General features: G+C 75.4%; 17 protein-coding genes. 13 read left to right on the top strand and 4 right to left on the bottom strand.

Annotated elements, in window-relative coordinates; translation table 11 throughout:
- The first annotated feature begins 702 nt into the window (after nucleotides 1–702).
- Nucleotides 703–1,575 carry a tetratricopeptide repeat protein gene (locus tag ACIPYS_RS26790; protein WP_197698802.1) on the top strand — a complete coding sequence of 291 codons (873 nt, stop codon included), beginning with the start codon at nucleotides 703–705 and terminating at the stop codon, nucleotides 1,573–1,575.
- A gap of 120 nt (nucleotides 1,576–1,695) precedes the next feature.
- Here ACIPYS_RS26790 and ACIPYS_RS26795 read toward each other — a convergent pair whose 3' ends face one another.
- Nucleotides 1,696–3,066, bottom strand: a complete 1,371-nt coding sequence (locus ACIPYS_RS26795; protein WP_093859962.1) for a DUF1015 family protein — start codon at nucleotides 3,064–3,066, stop codon at nucleotides 1,696–1,698.
- 93 nt (nucleotides 3,067–3,159) lie between these two features.
- On the opposite strand from ACIPYS_RS26795, the gene ACIPYS_RS26800 reads away from it, so the two are divergent.
- A complete protein-coding gene (locus tag ACIPYS_RS26800) occupies nucleotides 3,160–3,780 on the top strand; it encodes a tetratricopeptide repeat protein (RefSeq protein WP_400750488.1) in 621 nt (206 codons plus the stop codon).
- Between the two features lie 92 nt (nucleotides 3,781–3,872).
- A complete protein-coding gene (locus ACIPYS_RS26805) occupies nucleotides 3,873–4,916 on the top strand; it encodes an HAD-IIA family hydrolase (protein WP_400750491.1) in 1,044 nt (347 codons plus the stop codon).
- 112 nt (nucleotides 4,917–5,028) lie between these two features.
- Here ACIPYS_RS26805 and ACIPYS_RS26810 read toward each other — a convergent pair whose 3' ends face one another.
- Nucleotides 5,029–5,376: an SCP2 sterol-binding domain-containing protein gene (locus tag ACIPYS_RS26810; protein WP_093859960.1), complete on the bottom strand. Its 348-nt coding sequence runs from the start codon at nucleotides 5,374–5,376 to the stop codon at nucleotides 5,029–5,031.
- Between the two features lie 185 nt (nucleotides 5,377–5,561).
- On the opposite strand from ACIPYS_RS26810, the gene ACIPYS_RS26815 reads away from it, so the two are divergent.
- From ACIPYS_RS26815 to ACIPYS_RS26830, 4 genes are all read left to right on the top strand, one after another.
- Nucleotides 5,562–6,374 (top strand): hypothetical protein, encoded by an 813-nt coding sequence (locus tag ACIPYS_RS26815; RefSeq protein WP_400750495.1) that lies wholly within the window; start codon nucleotides 5,562–5,564, stop codon nucleotides 6,372–6,374.
- On the top strand, nucleotides 6,367–6,588 hold the full coding sequence (locus ACIPYS_RS26820; protein ID WP_400750498.1) for a hypothetical protein: 222 nt from the start codon (nucleotides 6,367–6,369) through the stop codon (nucleotides 6,586–6,588). Before ACIPYS_RS26815 ends, ACIPYS_RS26820 begins: the two co-directional genes overlap by 8 nt.
- 45 nt (nucleotides 6,589–6,633) lie before the next feature.
- Nucleotides 6,634–7,440: a TlyA family RNA methyltransferase gene (locus ACIPYS_RS26825; protein WP_093859957.1), complete on the top strand. Its 807-nt coding sequence runs from the start codon at nucleotides 6,634–6,636 to the stop codon at nucleotides 7,438–7,440.
- Between the two features lie 92 nt (nucleotides 7,441–7,532).
- Entirely contained in the window at nucleotides 7,533–8,435 is a 903-nt protein-coding gene (locus tag ACIPYS_RS26830; RefSeq protein WP_093859956.1) for an NAD kinase, read from the top strand.
- Nucleotides 8,436–8,492: 57 nt separating this feature from the next.
- Here ACIPYS_RS26830 and ACIPYS_RS26835 read toward each other — a convergent pair whose 3' ends face one another.
- A complete protein-coding gene (locus ACIPYS_RS26835) occupies nucleotides 8,493–10,016 on the bottom strand; it encodes a PLP-dependent aminotransferase family protein (RefSeq protein ID WP_400750502.1) in 1,524 nt (507 codons plus the stop codon).
- Nucleotides 10,017–10,151: 135 nt separating this feature from the next.
- Here ACIPYS_RS26835 and ACIPYS_RS26840 point away from each other — a divergent pair, with 135 nt between their 5' ends.
- From ACIPYS_RS26840 to ACIPYS_RS26850, 3 genes are all read left to right on the top strand, one after another.
- Nucleotides 10,152–10,967: a YitT family protein gene (locus ACIPYS_RS26840; RefSeq protein ID WP_400750505.1), complete on the top strand. Its 816-nt coding sequence runs from the start codon at nucleotides 10,152–10,154 to the stop codon at nucleotides 10,965–10,967.
- Nucleotides 10,968–11,173: 206 nt separating this feature from the next.
- A complete protein-coding gene (gene recN / locus ACIPYS_RS26845; RefSeq protein ID WP_400750736.1) occupies nucleotides 11,174–12,907 on the top strand; it encodes a DNA repair protein RecN in 1,734 nt (577 codons plus the stop codon).
- 178 nt (nucleotides 12,908–13,085) lie between these two features.
- Nucleotides 13,086–14,255, top strand: coding sequence for a glycosyltransferase family 4 protein (locus ACIPYS_RS26850; protein ID WP_093859954.1), 1,170 nt, complete (start codon nucleotides 13,086–13,088; stop codon nucleotides 14,253–14,255).
- Between the two features lie 19 nt (nucleotides 14,256–14,274).
- On the opposite strand, the gene ACIPYS_RS26855 is transcribed toward ACIPYS_RS26850, so the two are convergent.
- Nucleotides 14,275–16,290: a glycoside hydrolase family 15 protein gene (locus tag ACIPYS_RS26855; RefSeq protein ID WP_093859953.1), complete on the bottom strand. Its 2,016-nt coding sequence runs from the start codon at nucleotides 16,288–16,290 to the stop codon at nucleotides 14,275–14,277.
- Between the two features lie 776 nt (nucleotides 16,291–17,066).
- On the opposite strand from ACIPYS_RS26855, the gene ACIPYS_RS26860 reads away from it, so the two are divergent.
- The 3 genes from ACIPYS_RS26860 (at nucleotide 17,067) to ACIPYS_RS26870 (ending at nucleotide 21,963) form a co-directional block, all read left to right on the top strand.
- Nucleotides 17,067–18,752, top strand: a complete 1,686-nt coding sequence (locus ACIPYS_RS26860; RefSeq protein ID WP_234371494.1) for a CTP synthase — start codon at nucleotides 17,067–17,069, stop codon at nucleotides 18,750–18,752.
- A gap of 96 nt (nucleotides 18,753–18,848) precedes the next feature.
- Nucleotides 18,849–19,493 (top strand): NUDIX hydrolase, encoded by a 645-nt coding sequence (locus ACIPYS_RS26865; protein WP_093859952.1) that lies wholly within the window; start codon nucleotides 18,849–18,851, stop codon nucleotides 19,491–19,493.
- Between the two features lie 433 nt (nucleotides 19,494–19,926).
- The gene (locus ACIPYS_RS26870) at nucleotides 19,927–21,963 is read left to right on the top strand and encodes an AAA family ATPase (protein WP_400750512.1); all 2,037 of its coding nucleotides are present in this window, start codon (nucleotides 19,927–19,929) and stop codon (nucleotides 21,961–21,963) included.
- Nucleotides 21,964–22,107 lie beyond the last annotated feature (144 nt).

Here is a 22,107-nt window from a genome sequence, read left to right on the forward strand (position 1 = left end):
CGTGGCGGCTTCCGCCGCGACGACCGCGGTGGTGACCGTCCGTCGGGTGGTGGCTTCCGTCGTGACGACCGCGGCGACCGTCCCTCGGGCGGCGGCTTCGGTGGTGGCCGTGACGATCGCGGTGGCGACCGTGGCGGCTTCCGCCGCGACGACCGCGGTGGTGACCGTCCGACCGGTGGTGGCTTCCGCCGCGACGACCGCCCGGGTGGCTTCGGTGGCGGTCGTGACGACCGTGGCGGCTTCCGCCGCGACGACCGCGGTGGTGACCGTCCGTCGGGTGGTGGCTTCCGTCGTGACGACCGCGGCGACCGTCCCTCGGGCGGCGGCGGTTTCCGTCGTGACGACCGTCCGGGCGGATTCCGCCGCGACGACCGTGGCGACCGCCTGTCCGGTGGTGGCTTCCGCCGCGACGACCGTGGTGACCGTCCCTCGGGCGGTGGCTTCGGCGGTGGTCGTGACGACCGTGGCGGGGACCGTGGTGGTTTCCGTCGTGACGACCGCGGTGGTGACCGCCCCTACGGCGGCGGCGACCGTGGCGGCTTCCGTCGCGACGACCGCGGCGACCGCGGCGACCGTCCCTCGGGCGGCGGCTACGGCCGTGGCCGGGACGACCGCGGCGGCTACCGCGGTGGCCGCGACGAGCGTGGCGGCGGCCGGGACTACCAGGACGACCGCCGGGGCAACTACGAGCCGGTCAAGCGCCTGCCGATCCCCGAGGACGTCACCGGCTTCGAGATCGACGCGGATGTGCGCCAGGAGCTCAAGAGCCTGCCCAAGACGCTCGCGGACGATGTCGCCCGCAACCTGGTGATGGTCGCCCGCCTGCTCGACGACGAGCCGGAGGAGGCCTACCAGTACTCGCGCGTCGCGCTCCGGCTGGCCTCCCGCGTCGCCGCCGTCCGTGAGGCGGCCGGTTTCGCCTCGTACGTGACCCAGCGCTACTCGGAGGCGCTGACCGAGTTCCGCGCCGCCCGCCGGATGACCGGTCGCGCGGACCTGTGGCCGGTGATGGCCGACTGCGAGCGTGGCCTGGGCCGCCCGGAGAAGGCGCTGGCGATGGCCGGCGAGCCCGAGGTGAAGCAGCTGGACAAGGCCGGCCAGGTCGAGATGCGTCTCGTGGCGGCCGGTGCGCGCGGTGACATGGAGCAGTTCGAGGCTGCCGTCGTCACCCTGCAGAGCTCCGAGCTGGCCTCGTCCGCGGTGCACCCGTGGACCGCGCGCCTGCGTTACGCCTACGCCGAGGCGCTGATCGCGGCCGGCCGTGGCGACGAGGCCCGTGACTGGTTCGCCAAGGCCGTCGAGGCCGACACCGACGGCACCACCAACGCCGCCGAGCGTCTCGCCGAGATCGACGGTGTGGAGTTCATCGACGCCCTCGACCCGGAGCTCGCCGAGGAGGAGGCCGAGCAGGCCGCCGAGCCGGCCGCCCGCAAGGGTGGCGAGGCCTCGGACGAGCGGGTCATCTTCGAGGACGAGGAGGACGTCGAGGAGTTCTACGACGAGGACGACCTCGAGATCGACGAGGAGTTCGACGGCGTGGTGCCGGAGCGTCCCGCCGCGCGCGACGACAAGTAGTCGACGGCCGCGACCGCCGGCGCTCGCCGGCGGTCGGGGCGCGTCACGAGTGAGGCCCTGCCGCACCCCGGGAGATCCGGGGTGCGGCAGGGCCTCACTGCGTCGGGCGTGGCTACGGCGTCAGCCCAGTTCCAGGTTTCGCAGCACCAGACCGGTGGCCGGCTTCGGGCCGAAGGAGGTGGACTTGCGCGGCATGGTGACGCCCTGTTCGGCGAGCCGGCGGACCACGCTCTCGCGGACCGGGTGCAGCAGGACGGCCGTGCCGCCGCTGCGGGCGGCTTCGCGCTCGGCGGAGGCCGCGGTGTGCAGGTAGCCGATGTCGTCGGGGCCGTCGGGGACCCGCCAGGTGTGGTCGAGCAGGGTGGCGTGCAGGACGGTGGCGTCCAGGTGGCGCCACTCCTCGGGCTTGTCCTGCGGCACGGTGGCGTCGAGCAGCGCCTCGTCGGGGTCGGTGACGAGGTGGTAGACGCCGTCCCCGCCGGTGAGCAGGAAGCCGCTGCCGCCGTGCCGCTTCTGCTCGGCGAGTGCCTGCAGCGCGGCGTCCAGCGGACCGGGGACCTCCTTGACCTGCCACTGGCCGCCGAGCCGGGCCAGGGCCTCCTCGACCGGCAGCCGGTAGAGCACCCGGTGGATGGCCCGCACCCGGAGCGGATAGCGGGCGGTGTCGACCAGCAGGACCAGGCCGCGGTCCCAGGGGCTGCGGGGCAGGTGCCGGTGCTCGCGCTGGAGGCGCAGGTACATCTCCCAGCGGTGGTGACCGTCGGCGATCAGGGCGCGGCAGGTGGCCAGGTCGCGGCCGATCTCGGCGATCTCGGCCGGGTCGGTGACCGCCCACAGCCGGTGGTGGGTGCCGTCGGTGGTGGTCGTGGTGAGCAGCGGCTCCGTGCGGACGGCGCGCTCGATCACGGCGGACGCCCCGCCGCTGCCCCGGTAGGTGAGCAGCAGCGGTTCGAGGTTGGCCCGGGTGGTGCGCATCAGGCCGACCCGGTCGGCGACCGGTCTGGGCATCACGTCCTCGTGGGGGAGGACCACGCCGGCCTCGCTGCCGCTGACGGCGAGGGCGCCGATGAGTCCGCGCTGGAGGACCTCCGCGCCGCCGTCGGCGGCGGGGACGCGCTGCTCGTACACGTAGAGGGCCGGCTCGGGGTCGGCGGCGAGGACGCCCTCGCGCTGCCACTCGCGCAGCAGCCTGGCGGCGTGCCGGTAGCGGGTGTCGCGGTCGGGGCGGTCGCCGGTGTCCTCGGGTTCGGGGCGCGGCAGGATCAGCCGGACCACGTTGTGCGGGTCGGCGGTCTCCAGGTCGAGCCGTCGGCCGGGGTCGACGACGTCGTACGGCGGTGAGGTGACGGCGGCCAGCGCGCCGACCCGGTCGGGGTCGTAGCGGAGGCCGCGGAAGGGGGACAGGGACAGGCCTGCGGTGGCGACGTGGCCGGGATTGCCGGGGCCGCCCTGCGGAGACTCCACTCCGCTTTCTGCACTGGGTGTGCTCATTCTGGGCATCGTAATCGGGTACGCGTTGTTCAGAGATCGGAACACCCGTGCCGGTCCGGTGGCCGGGTGTCGTGACCGAGGGCGAGGTTCGGGGTGGAGGAGCGCGACGAGCGGGTGGACGACGGCGCTGGTGGGGGTGGGGACCCGGGCGGCGGCGGGACGGCTCCGTCCGGGCAGCAGCAGCGGTCCGGTGAGCCGGAGGGCGACGTCTACGAGTGGTTCCGCCGGGGTGCTCGGCTGCTCGCGCAGGGGAACCCGGCGGCGGCGGAGCAACTGCTGGCCCGGGCGGCCGCGGCCGAGCCGGACTCGCGCAGCATCCGGGAGGCGCTGGCCCGGGCGCAGTTCGACGCGGGGTCGTACGCGGCGGCGCTGGAGAACTTCCGGACCGTGGCGCTGGCCGATCCGTCGGACGACTACGCTCAGTTCGGGTGGGGTGTGGCGGCGGCCCGGCTGGGTGATTTCGAGACCTCCGCCGAGCATCTGGCGCTGGCCGTGGCGATGCGGCCGGAGAACGACCACTACCGGGCCGCACTGCGGCAGACCCGCGCGACGCTGGCGGCCCGGGCCGGGGCGTTCGGTCCGCTGCTGCCGGGGGCGCCGGGTTACCTGGAGCCGCCGGCCGGGGCGGAGGGGCCGGCTCGGGGAAGCACGGCGGGCCCGGGAACCACGGCGGGGCCGGAGCCGACCGGTGATCGGGACCGGCGGGACGGCTGAGCCGGTGCGCCGCCCGCCGGCCGCGGTCCCGGCCACCGCCGGGACTCCCGACGGACGAGTACGACTGACGCGATGAGTGAGGTAGAGCAGGCATGACCGAAACGGCCACCACCGTGCGACGGACCGCCCCGGGCGGCTGCGAGCAGCCGCTGACCGAGGCGTACGACACGGCACTGCTGGACCTCGACGGCGTGGTGTACGCCGGTCCGGACGCGATCGAGTACGCCGTGGAGTCGCTCGACGCGGCCCGCGCCGCCGGGATGCGGCTGGCGTACGTGACCAACAACGCCTCCCGGCCGCCCCGGGTGGTCGCCGGGCACCTGACCGAGCTGGGGGTGCCGGCCGAGGCGGCGGACGTGATCAACTCCGCCCAGGCCGCCGCCCGGGTGCTCGCCGAGAAGCTGCCGGCCGGTGCGAAGGTGCTGGTGGTCGGCGGGCTCGGCCTGGAGGAGGCGCTGGCCGAGCGTGGCCTGGTGGCCGTCCGGACGCTGGCCGAGGAGCCGCTGGCGGTGGTCCAGGGCTTCGACGCCTCGGTGGGGTGGACGCACCTGGCGGAGGCGTCCTACGCGGTGCAGTCCGGGCTGCCGTGGGTGGCGTCCAACACCGATGTGACGGTGCCGACCGCGCGCGGGATCGCGCCCGGCAACGGGATGCTGGTGGCGGCGGTGCGGGCGGCGACCGGGGTGGAGCCGGAGGTGGCGGGCAAGCCGCTGCCGCCGATGCACCGCGAGACGGTGCTGCGGACCGGCGCGAAGCGGCCGCTGGTGGTGGGTGACCGGCTGGACACCGACATCGAGGGCGCGTTCAACGGCGGGGTGGACAGCCTGCTGGTGTTCACCGGGGTGACGACGGCGGCGCAGCTGCTGGCGGCACCGGCCGAGCACCGGCCGACGTACCTGTCGGCGGACCTGCGGGGGCTGCTGACCGCGCACGCGCCGGTCACGGCGGCGGAGGACGGCGGGTTCGGCTGCGGCGGCTTCGTCGCGGTGGCGCGGGACGGCGTGCTGCGGCTGGAGGGTGTCGGGGCGGACCGCTGGGACGGTCTGCGGGCGCTGTGCGCGGCGGCCTGGACGGCGCTGGACGCGGACGGCGAGCCGGTGGACGGCCGGAAGGCGCTGGCCGAGCTGGGGTTCTGAGCCCGGGGCCGGTGCCGACGGCCGGTCGGTGGTCGGTGCCGGCCGGTGGGTGAGCCGTCGGTGGTCGGTGCCGGCGGGTCGGGGGCCGGTCGGTGGCGGCTCGGTGGCCGGGTCAGAGCAGGGTGCGCAGCCGCAGCAGGTCGCGGAAGCCCGCCTCCAGCTTGACCCGGCCGCCGACCCAGGCCGAGGCGAAGTTGAGCCGGCCGCCGACCAGGGCGAGCAGGTCGTCGCTGCTCATGGTGAGCCGGATGTCCGCCTTGCCGGTCGGGCTGCCGGGGTGCTGCTCGACGTCGTGGATGCTCCCGGAGCGCAGCTGCCCGGTGAAGGTCAGGTCGAGGTCGGTGATCCGGCAGCTGAGCGAGCGGTCGAGGCCGGCCGCCGTGCGGACGTCGCCGGTGGCCTTGGCGAGGTTGTGGCTGAGCTGCTCCAGCGCCTCGCGGCACTCCTCGGCGTTGGCCATGGCGGTGGGTTCCCTCCTCGGACCGGCCGCCCCGCCCCGGCGGGTCGCGGGGTCCGGTGACGGCCGACTGCCGGGCCACGGTACCGCAGGAGGGTTTTGGCGGTAGCGTCGTCGGTGGGATGCCCGGATCCGTCCGGGCCCCGTGGCGACGGAGCGATGCGCGCAGGCGAATGGGAGGCACCCGGATGCTGCCGAGGACGGTACGAGGAGCGGTGGCGGCCGCGGCCGTACTGGTGGAGGAGGTCGGCAAGCGGGTCGTCGGAACGGCGGCCGGTCTGCTGGAGAAGGGCGGCATCGACGTCACGGAGGTGGAGCGCCGTTTCGGCGGGCAGTTCCCTCCGTCGGCGCAGTCGTTGCAGACCCTCGCCGAGGAGGCGGTGACCGCCGGGCGGGCCGGGGTGGACCTGGCCGTCGGGGTGGCGCGCGGTGAGGTCGAGAAGGTCTTCGAGAAGGTCGGGGACCAGGTGACCAAGGTGGGTGTGGTGCTGGCCTACCTGGAGAGCAAGCTGCGCGAGGTCGAGGACGAGGAGGAGGGGGCACGGCCGGAGCAGGCCGGGCCGCCGCCCGCGCCCCGGGCCGGCGGCCTGTTCGAGGACGGCTGGGAGCAGGAGACGCGGGGTTCGGCGGAGGCCGAGCGGATAGTGGTGGACGAGCCGGTGGAGGTCGACCCGCCGGTGCCCCCGACCGGGACGGCGGGTGCGGCGGAGGCCGCCGCGAAGAAGGCCGCGGCGAAGGCTCCCGCGAAGAAGGCGGCGGTGCGGAAGCCCGCCGCCGCGAAGCAGGCCGCACCGGCCGCGAAGAAGGCGGCGGCCAAGAAGACGGCGGTGAAGAAGACCGCCGTCAAGAAGACCGCCGTCAAGAAGACCTCGACCGCGAAGAGGAGCACGGCCGCGAAGAAGCCGGCCGAGGCCGGGGCGGAGCAGCCGCCCGCCAAGCGCACCGCCACCCGGAAGACCACCGTCCGCCGGACCGCCACCACGAAGAAGCCCGATGCCTGAACCGGAGAGCCGGAGCACCCCCGTCCCCGTCCCCGCCCCCGGCGAACCGCTGCCGCTCGGTGTCGAGCTCACACCGACCGGTCATCCGGCGGTGGACGCCGGGCTGGCCCGGCTGGCGGCGCTGGACGGGGTGGCGACCGACGCACACGTCGCGGTGTACGAAGATGTCCATCAGCGGCTCGCCGACACGCTGGCCGCGCTCGACCGGGACTGACCCGGGCGGGCGGGAACCACCGTAGGAGCTGAAACACCAGTGGCAGTGGCACGACGCCGACTCGACGCGGAGCTGGTCCGCCGCAAGCTGGCCCGGTCGCGGGAGCACGCCTCGGAGCTGATCGCGGCCGGCCGGGTGACCGTCGGCGGGGCCACCGCGACCAAACCGGCCACCCAGGTGGAGACCTCGGCGGCGGTCGTGGTGGCCAAGGACGACAACGATCCCGACTACGTGTCGCGCGGCGGCCACAAGCTCGCCGGGGCGTTCGCGGCGTTCGTGCCGCAGGGCCTGGTCGTCGAGGGCCGCCGGGCGCTGGACGCGGGCGCGTCCACCGGAGGGTTCACCGATGTGCTGCTGCGGGCGGGCGCCGCCCGGGTGCTGGCGGTCGACGTCGGCTACGGGCAGCTGGCCTGGTCGCTGCAGAGCGACGACCGGGTGACCGTGATGGACCGCACCAACGTCCGGGAGCTGACCCCGGAGATGATCGGCGGCACCCCGGTCGACCTGGTGGTGGGGGACCTCTCCTTCATCTCGCTGGGCCTGGTGCTGCCCGCGCTGGCCGGCTGCGCCGCCCCGGACGCCGACCTGGTGCTGATGGTCAAGCCGCAGTTCGAGATCGGCAAGGAGCGCCTGGGCAGCGGCGGTGTGGTGCGCAGCCCGCAGCTGCGCGCCGAGATGGTGCGCCAGGTGGCCGGGCAGGCGTGGGAGCTCGGGCTGGGCGTGCGGGCGGTCACCGCGAGCCCGCTGCCGGGTCCGTCGGGCAATGTCGAGTACTTCCTCTGGATGCGCCGGGACGCACCGCGGCTGGACCCCGCGGAGGCGGACCGGGCCGTCGCCGAGGGCCCCCGATAGGGTGCTCTGCGGACGTCCGGTCAGTCATGCTGGGTGGCGCGGCCGTACCGGGCCGACGACGACCCGGCCGGCGTAGGGAGAGGGCAGCGGGCATGAGTGATGAACGTACGGTCTTCCTGATCGCGCACACGGGCCGCGAGGCGGCGCTGCGCAGTGTCGAGGGACTGGTGCACGGCCTGCTGAAGGCGGGGATCCGGATCAGACTGCTGGCTGCCGAGGCGGTCGACCTGGACCTGCCGGACGGGGTGGAGACGGTGGCCGGGGGACCGGGCGCGGCCGACGGCTGCGAGCTGATCCTGGTCGCCGGCGGGGACGGGACCCTGCTGCGCGGGGCGGAGCTGGCGCGTGAGCACGGGCTGCCGATGCTCGGCATCAACCTGGGCCGGGTCGGTTTCCTGGCCGAGGCGGAGCGGGACGACCTGGCGGTGGTGGTCGAGCGGGTGGTCGACGCCGACTACGAGGTCGAGGAGCGGATGACCCTCGATGTGATCGTCCGGACCAACGGTGACGAGGTGCACCACGACTGGGCGCTGAACGAGGCCTCGATCGAGAAGGCGGCCCGGGAGCGGATGCTCGAGGTGGTGACCGAGGTGGACGGCCGTCCGGTCTCCAACTTCGGTTGCGACGGCGTGGTGTGCGCCACGCCGACCGGCTCGACGGCGTACGCGTTCTCCGGCGGCGGGCCGGTGGTCTGGCCCGAGGTGGAGGCCCTGCTGATGGTGCCGATCAGCGCGCACGCGCTGTTCGCCCGGCCGCTGGTGGCCTCGCCGGACTCGGTGCTGGCGGTGGAGGTGCAGCCGAAGACCCCGCACGGGGTGCTGTGGTGCGACGGCCGGCGTTCGGTCGAACTGCCCGCCGGGGCGCGGGTGGAGGTGCGCCGGGGGCAGACGCCGGTGCGGCTGGCCAGACTGCACCGGGCGCCGTTCACCGACCGGCTGGTGGCCAAGTTCGCGCTTCCGGTGACCGGTTGGCGCGGCCGGGCGGACACCGCCTGAGGTTCGTGCTGCGGCGGCGCCGCCCGGGTGCGGGTGCCGGTCGGCGCCGCCGCACCGTCAGACCGCGAGCGGCTGGTTGTCGTCGGTGCCCCGCCACCCGCCGTCGTCCTCGGCGCGGGCGGCGGTCGCCGCCAGCCGGCGGACCGCGGCCGGCACGGCCGGGGCGGGCACGGTGAGCGGGATCCGGACGTGGTGCTCGAACGCGCCGTCGGAGCCGAACCGGTTGCCGGCCGCGAGCCGGACCCCGGAGCGCTCGCCCGCCCGGGCCAGCGCCGTGCCCGAGACCCCGCCGGTGGCGACCCAGAACGACAGGCCGCCCGGCGGCACGGTGAAGCGCCAGTGCGGCAGCTGTTCGCGCAGGGCGGTGCCGAACGCCTCGGCGGTGTCCCGCAGCCGGGTCAGCTGGTGCGCGCGGACCGCGGGCAGGTCCTCGGCCAGCAGTTCGGCGGCGATCAGCTGGTCCAGCACGGGGGCGCCGACGTCGCTGTAGACCCGGGTGGTGGCCAGCCGGCGGACCAGCGCGGGGGCGGCGCGCACCCAGCCGATCCGCAGACCGCCCCAGAGCAGCTTGCCGGCCGAGCCGACCGTGACCACCTGGGCGGCGCGGTCCAGCGCGGCGGTCGGGCGGGGGAGCGCCGCGCCCTCGGGCAGGCCCCAGCCGAGTTCGGCGGTGGTCTCGTCGACCAGGACCACGGCGCCGGCGGACCGGGCGGCGGCGAGCAGTTCGCGCCGCTGCTCCTCGTCGATCAGCGCGCCGGTGGGGTTGTGGAAGTCGGGGATCACGTAGGCGGCCTTCGGCGCGGCCCCGCCCAGTACCCGCCGCCACTCGGCGAGGTCCCAGCGCGGGCCCTCGCCGCGGTCCGGCCCCGGGCGCGCGTCGAGGAGGGGCACGGGGACCGGCCGGGCCTCGCTGAGCCGCAGCGCCTGGAGGGTGTGGGCGTAGCTGGGGGCCTCGACGGCGACCCGGTCGCCCCGGCCGAGCAGGGCCTGCCGGACCAGGTGCAGGGCGCCCATCGCGCCGATGGTGATCAGGATCTGGTCCGGGGTGGTCGGCAGGCCGCGTTCGGTGAAGCGGCGGGCCACGGCCTCGCGCAGCACCGGGACCCCGGTCGGGTAGTGGCCGTGCCCGGCGGCGTAGGCGGGCAGTTGTTCGACGGCGCGGGCGGCGGCCGTGGAGAGGAAGGGCTGGGGGGCGGGCAGCGCGGCGACGCCGAGGTCCAGGATGTCGCCCTGCTCGTCCGGCGGGACGGGGTGCAGGGCGTCGCTGGGCGGGGCGGAGCCCTCGGGCAGGGCGGTCCAGCTGCCGGCGCCGCGTCGGCTGCGCAGGTACCCCTCGTCCCGCAGGGCCTCGTAGGCGGTGGCGACGGTGGTGCGGCTGAGTCCCAGGGCCAGGGCGAGTTCGCGTTCGGCGGGCAGTCGGGCGCCGACCGGCAGCCGGCCCTCGGAGACCAGCAGCCGGATCCGGGCGGCGAGGGCGCGGTAGGCCGGGCGGCGGGCGGCGCCGGGCGGTTCGGGCAGCCGCGCGGTGGCGAGCAGCCGGGCGAGCGCCGGGGGAGCGACGGTGGTCTGCCAGTCGGCCAAGGTGATCAGTCCACTTACTCGTGATTGGCCCTGTCATGGGCCGTATTGGCTTGGCCATCATGGCAGGGCGGCCGTCGAGTCCGCCACCGTCGGGCCGGTCCGCCGGCGGTGCAGCACCACCTGTCCGGAGATTCCATGGCCACCACGAGCGCCCTCCCGTCCCCCTCCCCCTCCCCGTCGCCGTCCGAGCGCCCGTCCGGGCCCGCGTCGCCGTCCCCCGCCGCCGGTGCCGCCGGTGCCCCTGGTACCGCCGGTGCGGTCGCCCGTCCCGCCCCGCTGCTGCGGGTGCTGGGCGACACCCACGCCCTGGGCCGCCGCCTGCCGCAGTTGGTGGTCGGCCTCGCCCTCTACGGCGGCAGCATGGGCCTGATGCTCCGCTCCGGCCTCGGTCTCGACCCCTGGGACGTGTTCCACCAGGGCCTCCAGGGCAGCTTCGGCCTCTCGGTGGGAGCCTGGGTCACGATCTGCGGCGCCCTGGTGCTGCTGCTGTGGATCCCGCTGCGCCAGCTGCCCGGGGTCGGCACGGTCGCCAATGTGCTGCTGATCGGCGCCGCGATGGACCTCACTCTCCGCTTCGTCGGCACGCCCGGGGCGCTCCCGGTCCGGATCACGCTGATGGTCGCCGCGATCGTGCTCAACGGTCTGGCCACCGGGCTCTACATCGGCGCCCGGCTGGGCCCGGGGCCGCGGGACGGGCTGATGACCGGGCTGCACCGCCGTACCGGGGGCTCGCTGCGGCTGATCCGTACCGGGATCGAGCTGGTCGTGCTGGCGGTGGGCGTCCTGCTCGGCGGGACGGCCGGGATCGGCACCGTCGCGTACGCGCTGGCGATCGGCCCGCTCGCGCAGTTCTTCCTGCCCTGGTTCACCGTGCCCACCGCCGAGCAGGCCGGCCGGGTCGGGCGGGCCGGCCGGGTCGGCCGTTCCGACAGGGCCGGAGCGGCCGGGTAGTGGCCTTTCCGGGCACCCGGTCGTCCGGATCTCCCCGGGCGGGTCCGTCGGTGGGCCGGGCACGGAGGAACGCCCCGGCACCCGGCGGGGCGGGTCCGGAAACGCCCGGAACGGATGAACTCGGGGGCACGGAGTTGCCGCGCGTCGTTGCCGCTCGTCGCGCGGCGGGTGCGGAACCTCGTAAGGTCGTCTCCGTGTTGGACGAGATGCGGATACGGGATCTCGGGGTCATCGACGACGCGGTCGTCGAACTGGCCCCCGGCTTCACAGCGGTGACCGGGGAGACCGGAGCCGGCAAGACCATGGTGGTGACCAGCCTCGGCCTGCTGCTCGGCGGCCGGGCCGACCCGGGCCTGGTGCGCAACGGCAGCGAGCGCGCGGTCGTCGAGGGGCGCCTGCAACTGCCGCCCGGCTCGCCGGTGGCCGCCCGCGCCGCCGAGGCCGGCGCCGAGCTCGACGACGGCGCGCTGCTGATCAGCCGGACCGTCTCCGCCGAGGGCCGCTCCCGCGCCCACGTCGGCGGCCGGTCCGTCCCGGTCGGCCTGCTCACCGAGCTCGGCGAGGACCTCGTCGCCGTGCACGGCCAGACCGACCAGCAGCGGCTGCTGCGCCCGGCCCGCCAGCGCGGCGCGCTGGACCGGTACGCGGGCGCGTCGGTGGCCGAGCCGCTGGCCCGCTACCGCGAGGTGTACCGCCGGCTGCGCGAGGTCTCCTCGACGCTGGAGGAGCTGACCACCCGGGCCCGTGAGCGGGCCCAGGAGGCCGACCTGCTGCGGTTCGGCCTCGACGAGGTCGCCGCCGCCGAACCGGTGGCCGGCGAGGACGAGGGGCTGTCCGCAGAGGCCGAGCGGCTCGGCCACGCCGACGCGCTCTCCTCCGCCGCGACCCTCGCCCACGCCGCCCTGGCCGGCGACCCGGCCGACCCGGAGGCGCTGGACGCCGGCACCCTGCTCGCCCAGTCCCGCCGCGCGCTGGACGCCGTCCGCCACCACGACGAGCGGCTCGCCGCCCTCGCCGACCGGCTCAACGAGGTCGGCTACCTGCTCGCCGACGTGGCCGGCGACCTGGCCGGCTACGCCGACGACCTGGACGCCGACCCGGTCCGCCTGGCCGCCGTCGAGGACCGCCGGGCCGTGCTGTCCCAGCTGCTGCGCAAGTACGGCGGCCCGGAGAACTCGCTGGCCGAGGTGATCGCCTGGGCCGAGGAGGGCTCCGCCCGGCTCGCCGAGCTCGACGGCGACGACGAGCGGATCGACGAGCTCGGCGCCCGGGAGACCGCCCTCCGCGGCGAGCTGGCCGAACTCGCGGCCGAGGTGTCGGCCGCCCGGCAGGCCGCCGCCGGGCGCTTCGCGGCCGCCGTCTCCGCCGAACTCGCCGAACTGGCGATGCCGCACGCCCGGGTCACCTTCGCGATCAGCCAGGTCGACGACCTGTCCGGGATCGAGATCGAGGGCCGGACCGTCGCCTACGGGCCGCACGGCGTGGACGAGGTCGAGGTGCTGCTGGCGCCGCACCCCGGCGCCCAGCCCCGGCCGATCGCCAAGGGCGCCTCGGGCGGCGAGCTGTCCCGGGTGATGCTCGCCGTCGAGGTGGTCTTCGCCGGCGCCGACCCCGTCCCCACCTACCTGTTCGACGAGGTGGACGCGGGCGTCGGCGGCAAGGCGGCGGTCGAGATCGGCCGCCGGCTCGCCAAGCTCGCCGAGAGCGCCCAGGTCGTCGTGGTCACCCACCTGCCGCAGGTGGCGGCCTTCGCCGACCGCCACCTCGTGGTCGAGAAGACCAACGACGGCACCGTGACCCGCAGCGGCGTCAAGGTGCTGAGCGACGAGGAGCGGGTCCGCGAGCTCTCCCGGATGCTGGCCGGCCTGGAGGACTCCGAGCTCGGCCGGGCGCACGCGGAGGAGTTGCTCGCCGCGGCCCGCGCCCCCCGCCACCGCTGAACCCGGGCGGCCCTCGCGGACCGGCCACGACGCGCCCCGCCGGGGGCGCCGACTGTCCAAGAGGGCCGCCGACCTGGCATGGTGGCGGCTGGACACTGGCCCTTCCTGTCCCGAGCGCCGCCGGCGGGCAACCCCCGCCCGGGGCGCGCGTAGCTGATCGAGTCGGATGCGAGACGACGTGGACCATTCCGCCGCCCGGGCAGCCGCGGCCACCCCCGAACCGGGGCAGCTGCACGTGGTGCTCGTCCTGGCCGCCAGTAGCGGCGGCATCGGTGCGCACGTGCGCTCCTTGGCGCAGGGCCTGGTCGCACACGGAGTGACCGTCACGGTGTGCGCCCCCGCCGGCGCGGACGCGCTGTTCGGTTTCTCGCGCACCGGTGCGCGGTTCCACCTGGTCGACATCACGCCCACCGCGGGCGCCCGCAGCGACGCCACCGCGATCGGCGAGCTGCGCCGGGCCTTCACCGGCGCCGACGTGGTGCACGCCCACGGCCTGCGCGCGGGGCTGCTGTCCGACCTGGCGCTGCGCACCGCCGGCCGCTTCCCGGGCCTGCGCCCGGAGACGCCGCTGGTGGTCACCTCGCACCACGCGCTGGACGCCACCGGCATGGAGCGCCGCCTCCAGCGGCTGATGGAGCGCCGGGTGGCCCGCGCCGCCGACCTCGTCCTCGGCGCCTCCTCCGACCTGGTGGCCCGCGCCCGCGAACTCGGCGCCACCGACGCCCGGCTGGGCCCGGTCGCGGCCCCGCCGATGCCCGAGGCGCGGCTGCCCCGGGACGGCGCCAGGGCGGCGCTGCTGGACGGCGGCGCGGACCGCCCGCTGGTCCTCGCGGTGGGCCGGCTCGTCCCGCAGAAGGCCTTCGGACTGCTGCTGGACGCGGCCCGCGACCTGGCCGCGCTGACGCCCGAACCGCTGCTGCTGCTGGCCGGGGACGGCCCGGAGGCCGCCGGGCTGCGGGAGCGGGTGGCCGCCGAGAAGCTGCCGGTGCGGCTGCTCGGCTACCGCACCGACGTGTCCGACCTGCTGGCCGCCGCCGACCTGCTGGTGCTCTCCAGCCGCTGGGAGGCCCGCTCGCTGGTGGTGCAGGAGGCGATGCGGGCCGGTGTGCCGGTGGTCGCCACCGCCGTCGGCGGCATCCCCGAGCTGGTCGGTGACGCCGCCGTACTGGTGCCGCCCGGCGACGCGGCGGCGCTCGGCCGGGCGGTGCGGGAGCTGCTGGCCGACCCGGAGCGCCGCCGGCGCCTGGTGGCGGCCGGCCGGCAGCAGGCGGAGACCTGGCCGGACGAGGCCGCCACCGTCGCCCAGGTGCTCAGCACCTACGACGAGCTGGTGCAGCGCGACGCGTGAGCGCGACGGTGGCGGCGGGTCAGACGGTGGCCTGCTCGCCGGCCCGGTCGGCGGCCGGGCCGTCCGGCTGGGCCGACAGGTAGGCGCCGCCGCAGGCGGTGAGCCGCAGCGCGGTGTCGATCAGCGGGACGTGGCTGAAGGCCTGCGGGAAGTTGCCCACCTGGCGCTTGAGCCGCGGGTCCCACTCCTCGGCGAGCAGCCCGAGGTCGTTGCGCAGCGACAGCAGCCGGTCGAACAGCTCCCGCGCCTCCTGCACCCGGCCGATCATGGCGAGGTCGTCGGCCAGCCAGAACGAGCAGGCCAGGAAGGCGCCCTCGTGGCCGGAGAGGCCGTCGACGTTGTTGCCGGACTCGTCGTGGGTCGGGTAGCGGAGCACGAAGCCGTCCTCGGTGGACAGTTCGCGCTGGATCGCCTCGATGGTGCCGATCACCCGCTTGTCGTCCGGCGGCAGGAAGCCGACCTGCGGGATGAGCAGCAGCGAGGCGTCCAGCTCCTTGCCGCCGTAGTACTGGGTGAAGGTGTTGCGGCCGGGGTCGTAGCCCCGCTCGCAGACGTCCCGGTGGATGGTGTCGCGCAGCTCCCGCCAGCGCTCCAGCTGGCCTCCGGCCGGGGCGTCCTCGGGGGTCTGCTCCAGCAGCTTGATGGTGCGGTCCACCGCCACCCAGGCCATCACCTTGGAGTGGACGAAGTGCCGGCGCGGTCCGCGCACCTCCCAGATGCCCTCGTCCGGCTCGGTCCAGTGGTCCTCCAGGTACTCGATCAGCCGCAGCTGGAGGTGGTGCGCGTGGTCGTTGCGGACCAGGCCGGTCATGTGGGCCAGGTGCAGCGCCTCGACGACCTCGCCGTAGACGTCCAGCTGGAGCTGGCCGGCCGCGCCGTTGCCGACCCGCACCGGCTGCGAGCCCTCGTAGCCGGGCAGCCAGTCCAGCGAGGACTCGGTGAGCTCGCGCTCGCCGGCGATGCCGTACATGATCTGGAGGTTCTCCGGGTCCCCCGCGACGGCGCGCAGCAGCCACTCGCGCCAGGCCTTGGCCTCGTCGCGGTAGCCGGTGCGGAGCAGCGAGGAGAGGGTGATCGCGGCGTCCCTGAGCCAGGTGTAGCGGTAGTCCCAGTTGCGCTCGCCGCCGATGTCCTCGGGCAGCGACGTGGTGGGGGCGGCCACGATCCCGCCGGTGGGGGCGTAGGTGAGGCCCTTGAGGGTGATCAGCGAGCGGACCACGGCCTCCCGGTAGGGCCCCTGGTAGGTGCACTGGCCGACCCACTCGTGCCAGAAGTCGGCGGTGGCCTCGAGCAGTGCCTCGGCGTCCGGCGGGGTCGGCTGCTCGAGGTGGGAGGCCTGCCAGGTGAGCGCGAAGGCGATCCGCTCGCCGGCCCGGACGGTGAAGTCGGCGTAGGTGGTGAGGTTGCGCCCGTAGGTGTCGGCCTCGCCGTCCAGCCAGACCGAGTCCGGCCCGGCCACGGCGACGGTGCGGTGGCCGCCGTCGGGCTGCTCCACCCGGTGCACCCAGGGCACGACCCGGCCGTAGCTGAAGCGCATCCGCAGTGCGGAGCGCATCCGCACGGTGCCGGCCACGCCCTCGACGATCCGGATCACCTGCGGCACGGCGTCCTTCCCGGCCAGCGGGCGGGGCGGCATGAAGTCGATGACCCGGACGGTGCCGCCCTGGGCGTCCCACTCCTGTTCCAGGATCAGCGAGTCGCCCCGGTAGCGGCGGCGGTCGGCGGGCACGGCGGGGGCGGCCGCGGTGGGCGGCGGGACCCTCAGGTCGCCGGTGTCGGCGATCCGCGGCCGGGCGGCCGGTGGGACGGCCGGTTCGGCGGCGGGCGCGGTGGCCGGGTGCGGCAGTGCGGTGGCCACCGCCTCGGCGGGGCCGATCCGCCAGAAGCCGTGTTCGTCGGTGCCGAGCAGGCCGGCGAACACCGCCGGTGAGTCGAACCGGGGCAGGCAGAGCCAGTCCACCGCTCCGTCCCTGCTGACGAGGGCGGCGGTCTGCATGTCCCCGATGAGTGCGTAGTCCTCGATACGGCCGGCCACGTGATCTCCAGTTCGCAATGTGGTCACGACGCATCGGCGATCCGAGGGAGAGCCAGCGGGACCGCGGGACCGGGGCCACCCCGGGACGTCCGGCCCTCCGTGGGGTGGTGGCGGGCCTTGCCGGAGCATCCGCGAGGGCTCGGTCGAGCCTCTGGGTGGGTGGGAGGAGCGGCACTACGGGGAGGTCCGGTCGCGCATCGGGGACCGAGAGGTTCCTGACCCTCCCACGCCCTCCGCGTGCTCATGTTGTCGGCGATGCGTCCGAGCAGCTTACGACGGACGAAAGGGGCGAAGCACGCGGGCGCAGCGCGATGTGGCGCCGCATTTCGGCGGAAATACCGCGCATTGCGAGAGCGGCCGTCAGGATGGCTCGGAAGGATCAGCTCCGGATGGCACGAAGTGGGGATCCGGTGATGGCCCGGCCGAGGGCTCCGGGCCGCCTTCGGGTGGCCCGGACGGGCGGGTGGTGCGACGGATGTGACGGTAGCGCCGGATGGTGCGCCGGTGGTGCGCCTGGCGTGCGCCCCGGGAGCGCCCCCGCGGCCGCCCGACCGGAAACCGGGGCCCGGAGGCCCGCCGGCGGCGGGCCGGAACGCGTCCGGGCCGGGTCACTGATACCCTGGTATCCCGTGGACCGGTGGGATCAAACGCCCCGGACCGGCCGAACCGACGACCCTCAGGGCCCCGTGCGCAGCACCGCCCTCCCCCCGTCGCGACGGCGAGCCGCGAGCCTCCCACCACGTCACCTTCGACACGCGACCCACGGGAGCCCCCTCTTGGCACAGCCCCATTCCGGCAAGGCATCGAACGGCCGCGCCGTGACGACCAAGCACCTCTTCGTCACCGGGGGTGTCGCCTCGTCGCTCGGCAAGGGCCTCACCGCCTCCAGCCTCGGTGCCCTGCTCAAGGCCCGCGGCCTGCGCGTGACGATGCAGAAGCTCGACCCGTACCTGAACGTGGACCCGGGCACCATGAACCCGTTCCAGCACGGTGAGGTCTTCGTCACCGACGACGGCGCCGAGACCGACCTCGACATCGGCCACTACGAGCGGTTCCTCGACACCAACCTGCACGGCTCGGCGAACGTCACCACCGGCCAGGTGTACTCGACCGTCATCGCCAAGGAGCGCCGCGGCGAGTACCTGGGCGACACCGTCCAGGTCATCCCGCACATCACCAACGAGATCAAGTCCCGGATCCGCCGGATGGCGACCGAGGACGTGGACGTGGTGATCACCGAGGTCGGCGGCACCGTCGGCGACATCGAGTCGCTGCCGTTCCTGGAGGCCGTCCGCCAGGTCCGCCACGAGGTCGGCCGGGACAACGTGTTCTTCGTGCACGTCTCCCTGCTCCCCTACATCGGCCCCTCGGGCGAGCTGAAGACCAAGCCCACCCAGCACTCCGTCGCCGCGCTGCGCAACATCGGCATCCAGCCCGACGCCATCGTGCTGCGCGCCGACCGCGAGGTCCCGCAGGCCATCAAGCGCAAGATCTCGCTGATGTGCGACGTGGACGAGGAGGCCGTGGTCGCGGCCATCGACGCCAAGTCGATCTACGACATCCCCAAGGTGCTGCACGGCGAGGGCCTGGACGCCTACGTCGTCCGCCGCCTGGACCTGCCGTTCCGCGACGTGGACTGGACCACCTGGGACGACCTGCTGCGCCGCGTCCACGAGCCGCAGCACATCGTCAAGGTCGCCCTGGTCGGCAAGTACATCGACCTGCCGGACGCCTACCTGTCGGTGACCGAGGCGCTGCGCGCCGGCGGTTTCGCCAACAACGCCCGGGTCGAGATCAAGTGGGTCACCTCGGACGACTGCGAGACCCCCGAGGGCGCCCGCGAGCAGCTCGGCGACGTGGACGCGATCTGCATCCCCGGCGGCTTCGGCGACCGCGGCGTCAACGGCAAGGTCGGTGCGATCACCTTCGCCCGCGAGAACAAGGTGCCGCTGCTCGGCCTCTGCCTGGGCCTGCAGTGCGTCGTCATCGAGGCCGCCCGCAACCTGGCCGGCCTGCCCGAGGCCAACTCGACCGAGTTCGACGCCGCCGCCAAGCACCCGGTCGTCTCCACCATGGCCGAGCAGCTGGCCATCGTCGACGGCAAGGGCGACCTGGGCGGCACCATGCGTCTGGGCCTCTACCCGGCCAAGCTCGCCGAGGGCTCGATCGTCCGCGAGGTCTACGCCGGCGAGCAGTACGTCGAGGAGCGCCACCGCCACCGCTACGAGGTCAACAACGCCTACCGCGCGGACCTGGAGAAGACCGGCCTGCAGTTCTCCGGCCTCTCCCCGAAGGGCGACCTGGTCGAGTACGTCGAGTACCCGCGCGAGGTGCACCCCTACCTGGTGGCCACCCAGGCCCACCCGGAGCTGAAGTCCCGGCCGACCCGCCCGCACCCGCTGTTCGCGGGTCTGGTCAAGGCCGCGATCGAGATCAAGACGGCCCCGGCCGACGCCCAGTAGTCCCGGTCCGTTTCCCCGGACGGCGGTCCCGCGATGTCCCGCGGGGCCGCCGTTCGGCGTTAGATTGTGTCGTACTGACGAAAAGGGGAGAGCGTGATGGACGACCGCAGCACCGCCGGAGTCGCCGACGTGGCGGAGGAGTGGGAGATCCGGGGGAGCACCACCCCGTTCCAGGGCCGGGTCACCGGGGTGCGCACCGAGGAGGTCCTGATGCCCGACGGCAGCTGGGCCCGCCGGGACTACCAGACCCACCCCGGATCGGTCTCCGTACTCGCCCTGGACGACCGGCAGCGGGTGCTGATCCTGCGCCAGTACCGGCACCCCGTCCGCCAGCGCCTCTGGGAGCTGCCCGCCGGACTGCTCGACGTGCCCGGCGAGAACCCGCTGCACGCCGCCCAGCGCGAGCTGTACGAGGAGGCGCACTGCAAGGCCGGCGAGTGGCGGGTGCTGGTCGACTTCTACACCTCGCCCGGCGGCACCGACGAGGCACTGCGGCTCTTCCTCGCCACCGACCTCTCCGAGGCGGAGGGGGAGCGGTACGAGGCGCACGGGGAGGAACTGGAGCTGGAATCCGCCCGGGTGCCGGTCGAGGAGCTGGTGCGGCTGATCCACGCCGGCGAGCTGCACAACCCGACCCTGATCACCGGGACGCTGGCGCTGTACGCGGCCCTGCACGGGCCCGGCGGGCTGGACGCGCTGCGGCCGGCGGACTCGCCGTGGCCCGCGAGGCCGTTTATTTAGGGCTCGGCTCGCCTCCGGGGCGCTTTGGTCCGGTGCCGACGGTCGGCGCTCCAACGCCGCTCCTTCGTCGCGTCGTCCTCGCTTCTCCCTTTCGGCACCGGCGCGCCCCTTCGGCTCGCTCGCGGTCCGTGCAGGGCGGGGGTCACGGCGGGTGGGTGGGGCTTGGGGTGTCGGGAACCGGCGGGGGTCACGGCGGGTGGGTGGGGCCTGCGGTGTGGGCTGCTCGTGAGGTGTGCGGGACGGGGGTCGGGGCGACGCGAGGGCTCGGACTCGGCGGGTGAGGTCTGTCGGCTTCGGCCGGGGGGGTGATTTACCGGTTCGTACGACCGGATGTCACCTCGGTCGGGGCTGACGGCCGAACTACGCTTCGCAGACGGGGCGTCCGTCGCGGGCGGCCGCCGGTCGGTGCTGGGTGACGTCGGGAGTGGCACGGGTGGCGAGGAAGACGGCGACCATGGAGGCCGGGACCGGCGCGCCCGCCGAGCGCGTTCCCGGGCTGGACCGGCTGCCCGCCGGCCCCGCCCTGTTCGTCGGCCGGCGCACCGAGCTGGCCGCGCTGCGGGCCGCCGCCGCGCGTCCGGCCGAGGGCCGTTGCCCGGTGCTGGTGCTGGCCGGGCGGCCCGGTTCGGGCCGTACCGCGCTGGCCGTCCGGTTCGCCGTCACCGTCGCCGGCCAGTACCCCGACGGCGTGCTGTTCGCCCGGCTGTCCGCCCCCGACGGCGGCCGGGTGCCGCCCGCCAGGGCCGCCCGCCGGCTGCTGGAGCAGCTGGGCGCGGACACCGCCGACGTTCCGCTGCCCGGCGCCGCCGGGGACGGCCGGGACGATCCGGCCTGCGTCGCGCTGCGGGCCGCGCTGGCCGGGCGCCGGGTGCTGCTGGTGCTGGACGACGTCCGGGACGCCGGGCAGCTGTGGCCGCTGCTCGCGGACGAGCCGGGCTGTCTGGTGCTCGCCACCACGGCCGGGCCGCTCACCGGGATCGAGGACATCGATCCGGTCATCCTCGGCGGGCTCGACCGGACGGCGGCGGCCGAGCTGCTGGGCGATCTGGTCGGCGGCACCAGGATCGGCTGCGACCCGGTCGGCGCTGCGGACCTGGCGGAGGCCTGCGGCTCCCAGCCGGCGGCGTTGCGGCTGATGGCCGGGCGCCTGCGCGGGAAGCCGGAGCTGGCGGTGACGGAGGCGGCGAAGGAGCTGCTGCGGGCCGTCACCGAGGCCGGGAAGCCGGAGCCGGAGCCGGAGCGGGCCCCGGAGAAGGACTCGGAGGAGTCGAAGGAGCCCGCGCCGAAGGGCAAGGGGCGGCGCGGGCCGGAGCCGGTCGCCGCGGCGGCCCCGCCGGCGGAGCCGGCCCGTGATCCGGCGGCCTGGGTCCGACCCGGACCGGAGCCCTCCGAACCCGTCCCGGTGCCCGACAACGACCCGCTGGTCGGCGCCTTCACGCTGGCCTATGCTGGCCTGACCGCCGCGCAGGCCCGGATGCTGCGCGCGCTCACCCTGGCCCCCGCCCAGTCCGCGGACCCGCGCACCGCCTCCGCGCTGGTCGGCTGTCCGGCCCCGGAGGCCGCGACGACCCTCGCCGCGCTGGCCGAGCGGGAGCTGCTGGCCGAGGAACCGCCGGCCGCGGACGGCACGGCCCGCTACCGCGTTCCCGGCCGGCTCCACCCCCGGCTGGTGCGGCTGCGCGAGCGGGAGGACCGGCCCGCCGAGATCGAGCTGGCCCGGGCCAGGCTGCTGGAGCGGCTGGTCCGGCTCACCGAGTCGGCCCGCTCGCTGCTCGACCCGTCCGACGGCGCCGGGCCCGACCCGCTGCCCGGTCCGCTGCGGCTGAAGTCCGCCGCGCACGCCCGGGAGTGGCTGCTCGGCGAGCGGGACCCGCTGCTCGGCGCCGTCGCCGACGCGATCGGCCAGGGCGATCTCGACGGCTCGGCGGGCCGGCTGGTCACCGCGCTGCTGCGGTCGCTGCCGCTGACCGGTGCCGCCGCCCCGGCCGACCTCCACCAGCTGCACGAGCTGGTGCTGACGGTGGCCGAGCGCCACGGCCGCCCGCGCCGGGCCTCGGCCGCGCTGCTCAACCTGGGCGACCTCCAGGCGGCCGCGGGCCGCTGGGAACTGGCCTCCGGGCACTACCGGGCGGCCCTGGAGCACGCCAGGACCGCCGACGACGAGGCGCTCTGTGCCCGCGCACTGGAGGGCGCGGCGGGCTGTCACCGGGCGCTCGGCGATGCCGTGCGCGCCGCCGATTGGTACGGCCGGGCGCTGGGTGTCCGGCAGTCGATGGGGGACCAGGCCGCCGAGGCCCGGCTGCTGGCCCGGGTGGCCGAGGCGCACGCGGCCCAGCGCCGGTTCGACGAGGCCGAGCGGGAGTACCGGGCGTCCCTGTCGGTACTGCGCCGGATCGGCGACGAACGGGGCCGGGAGGCCGTCGGCGCCGCCCTCGCCGAGCTGCGGGAACGGGCCGCCGGCGGGTGGTAGGTCCAGGTTCGGGAGTATTGTCGAATATGCCCGGTCGGCGCGGCTTTGACAGGAAGATCGCGATGGAAGCCTACGAACCTGCCAATGAGTCCGGCGGATTTGTTCGCTTTGGAAGGCTGACAGGCCGCCTGGGCTTCATTACAC

Origin of the sequence: Kitasatospora sp. NPDC089913 (genome assembly GCF_044748625.1) — a bacterium.
Classification (GTDB): Bacteria; Actinomycetota; Actinomycetes; order Streptomycetales; family Streptomycetaceae; genus Kitasatospora.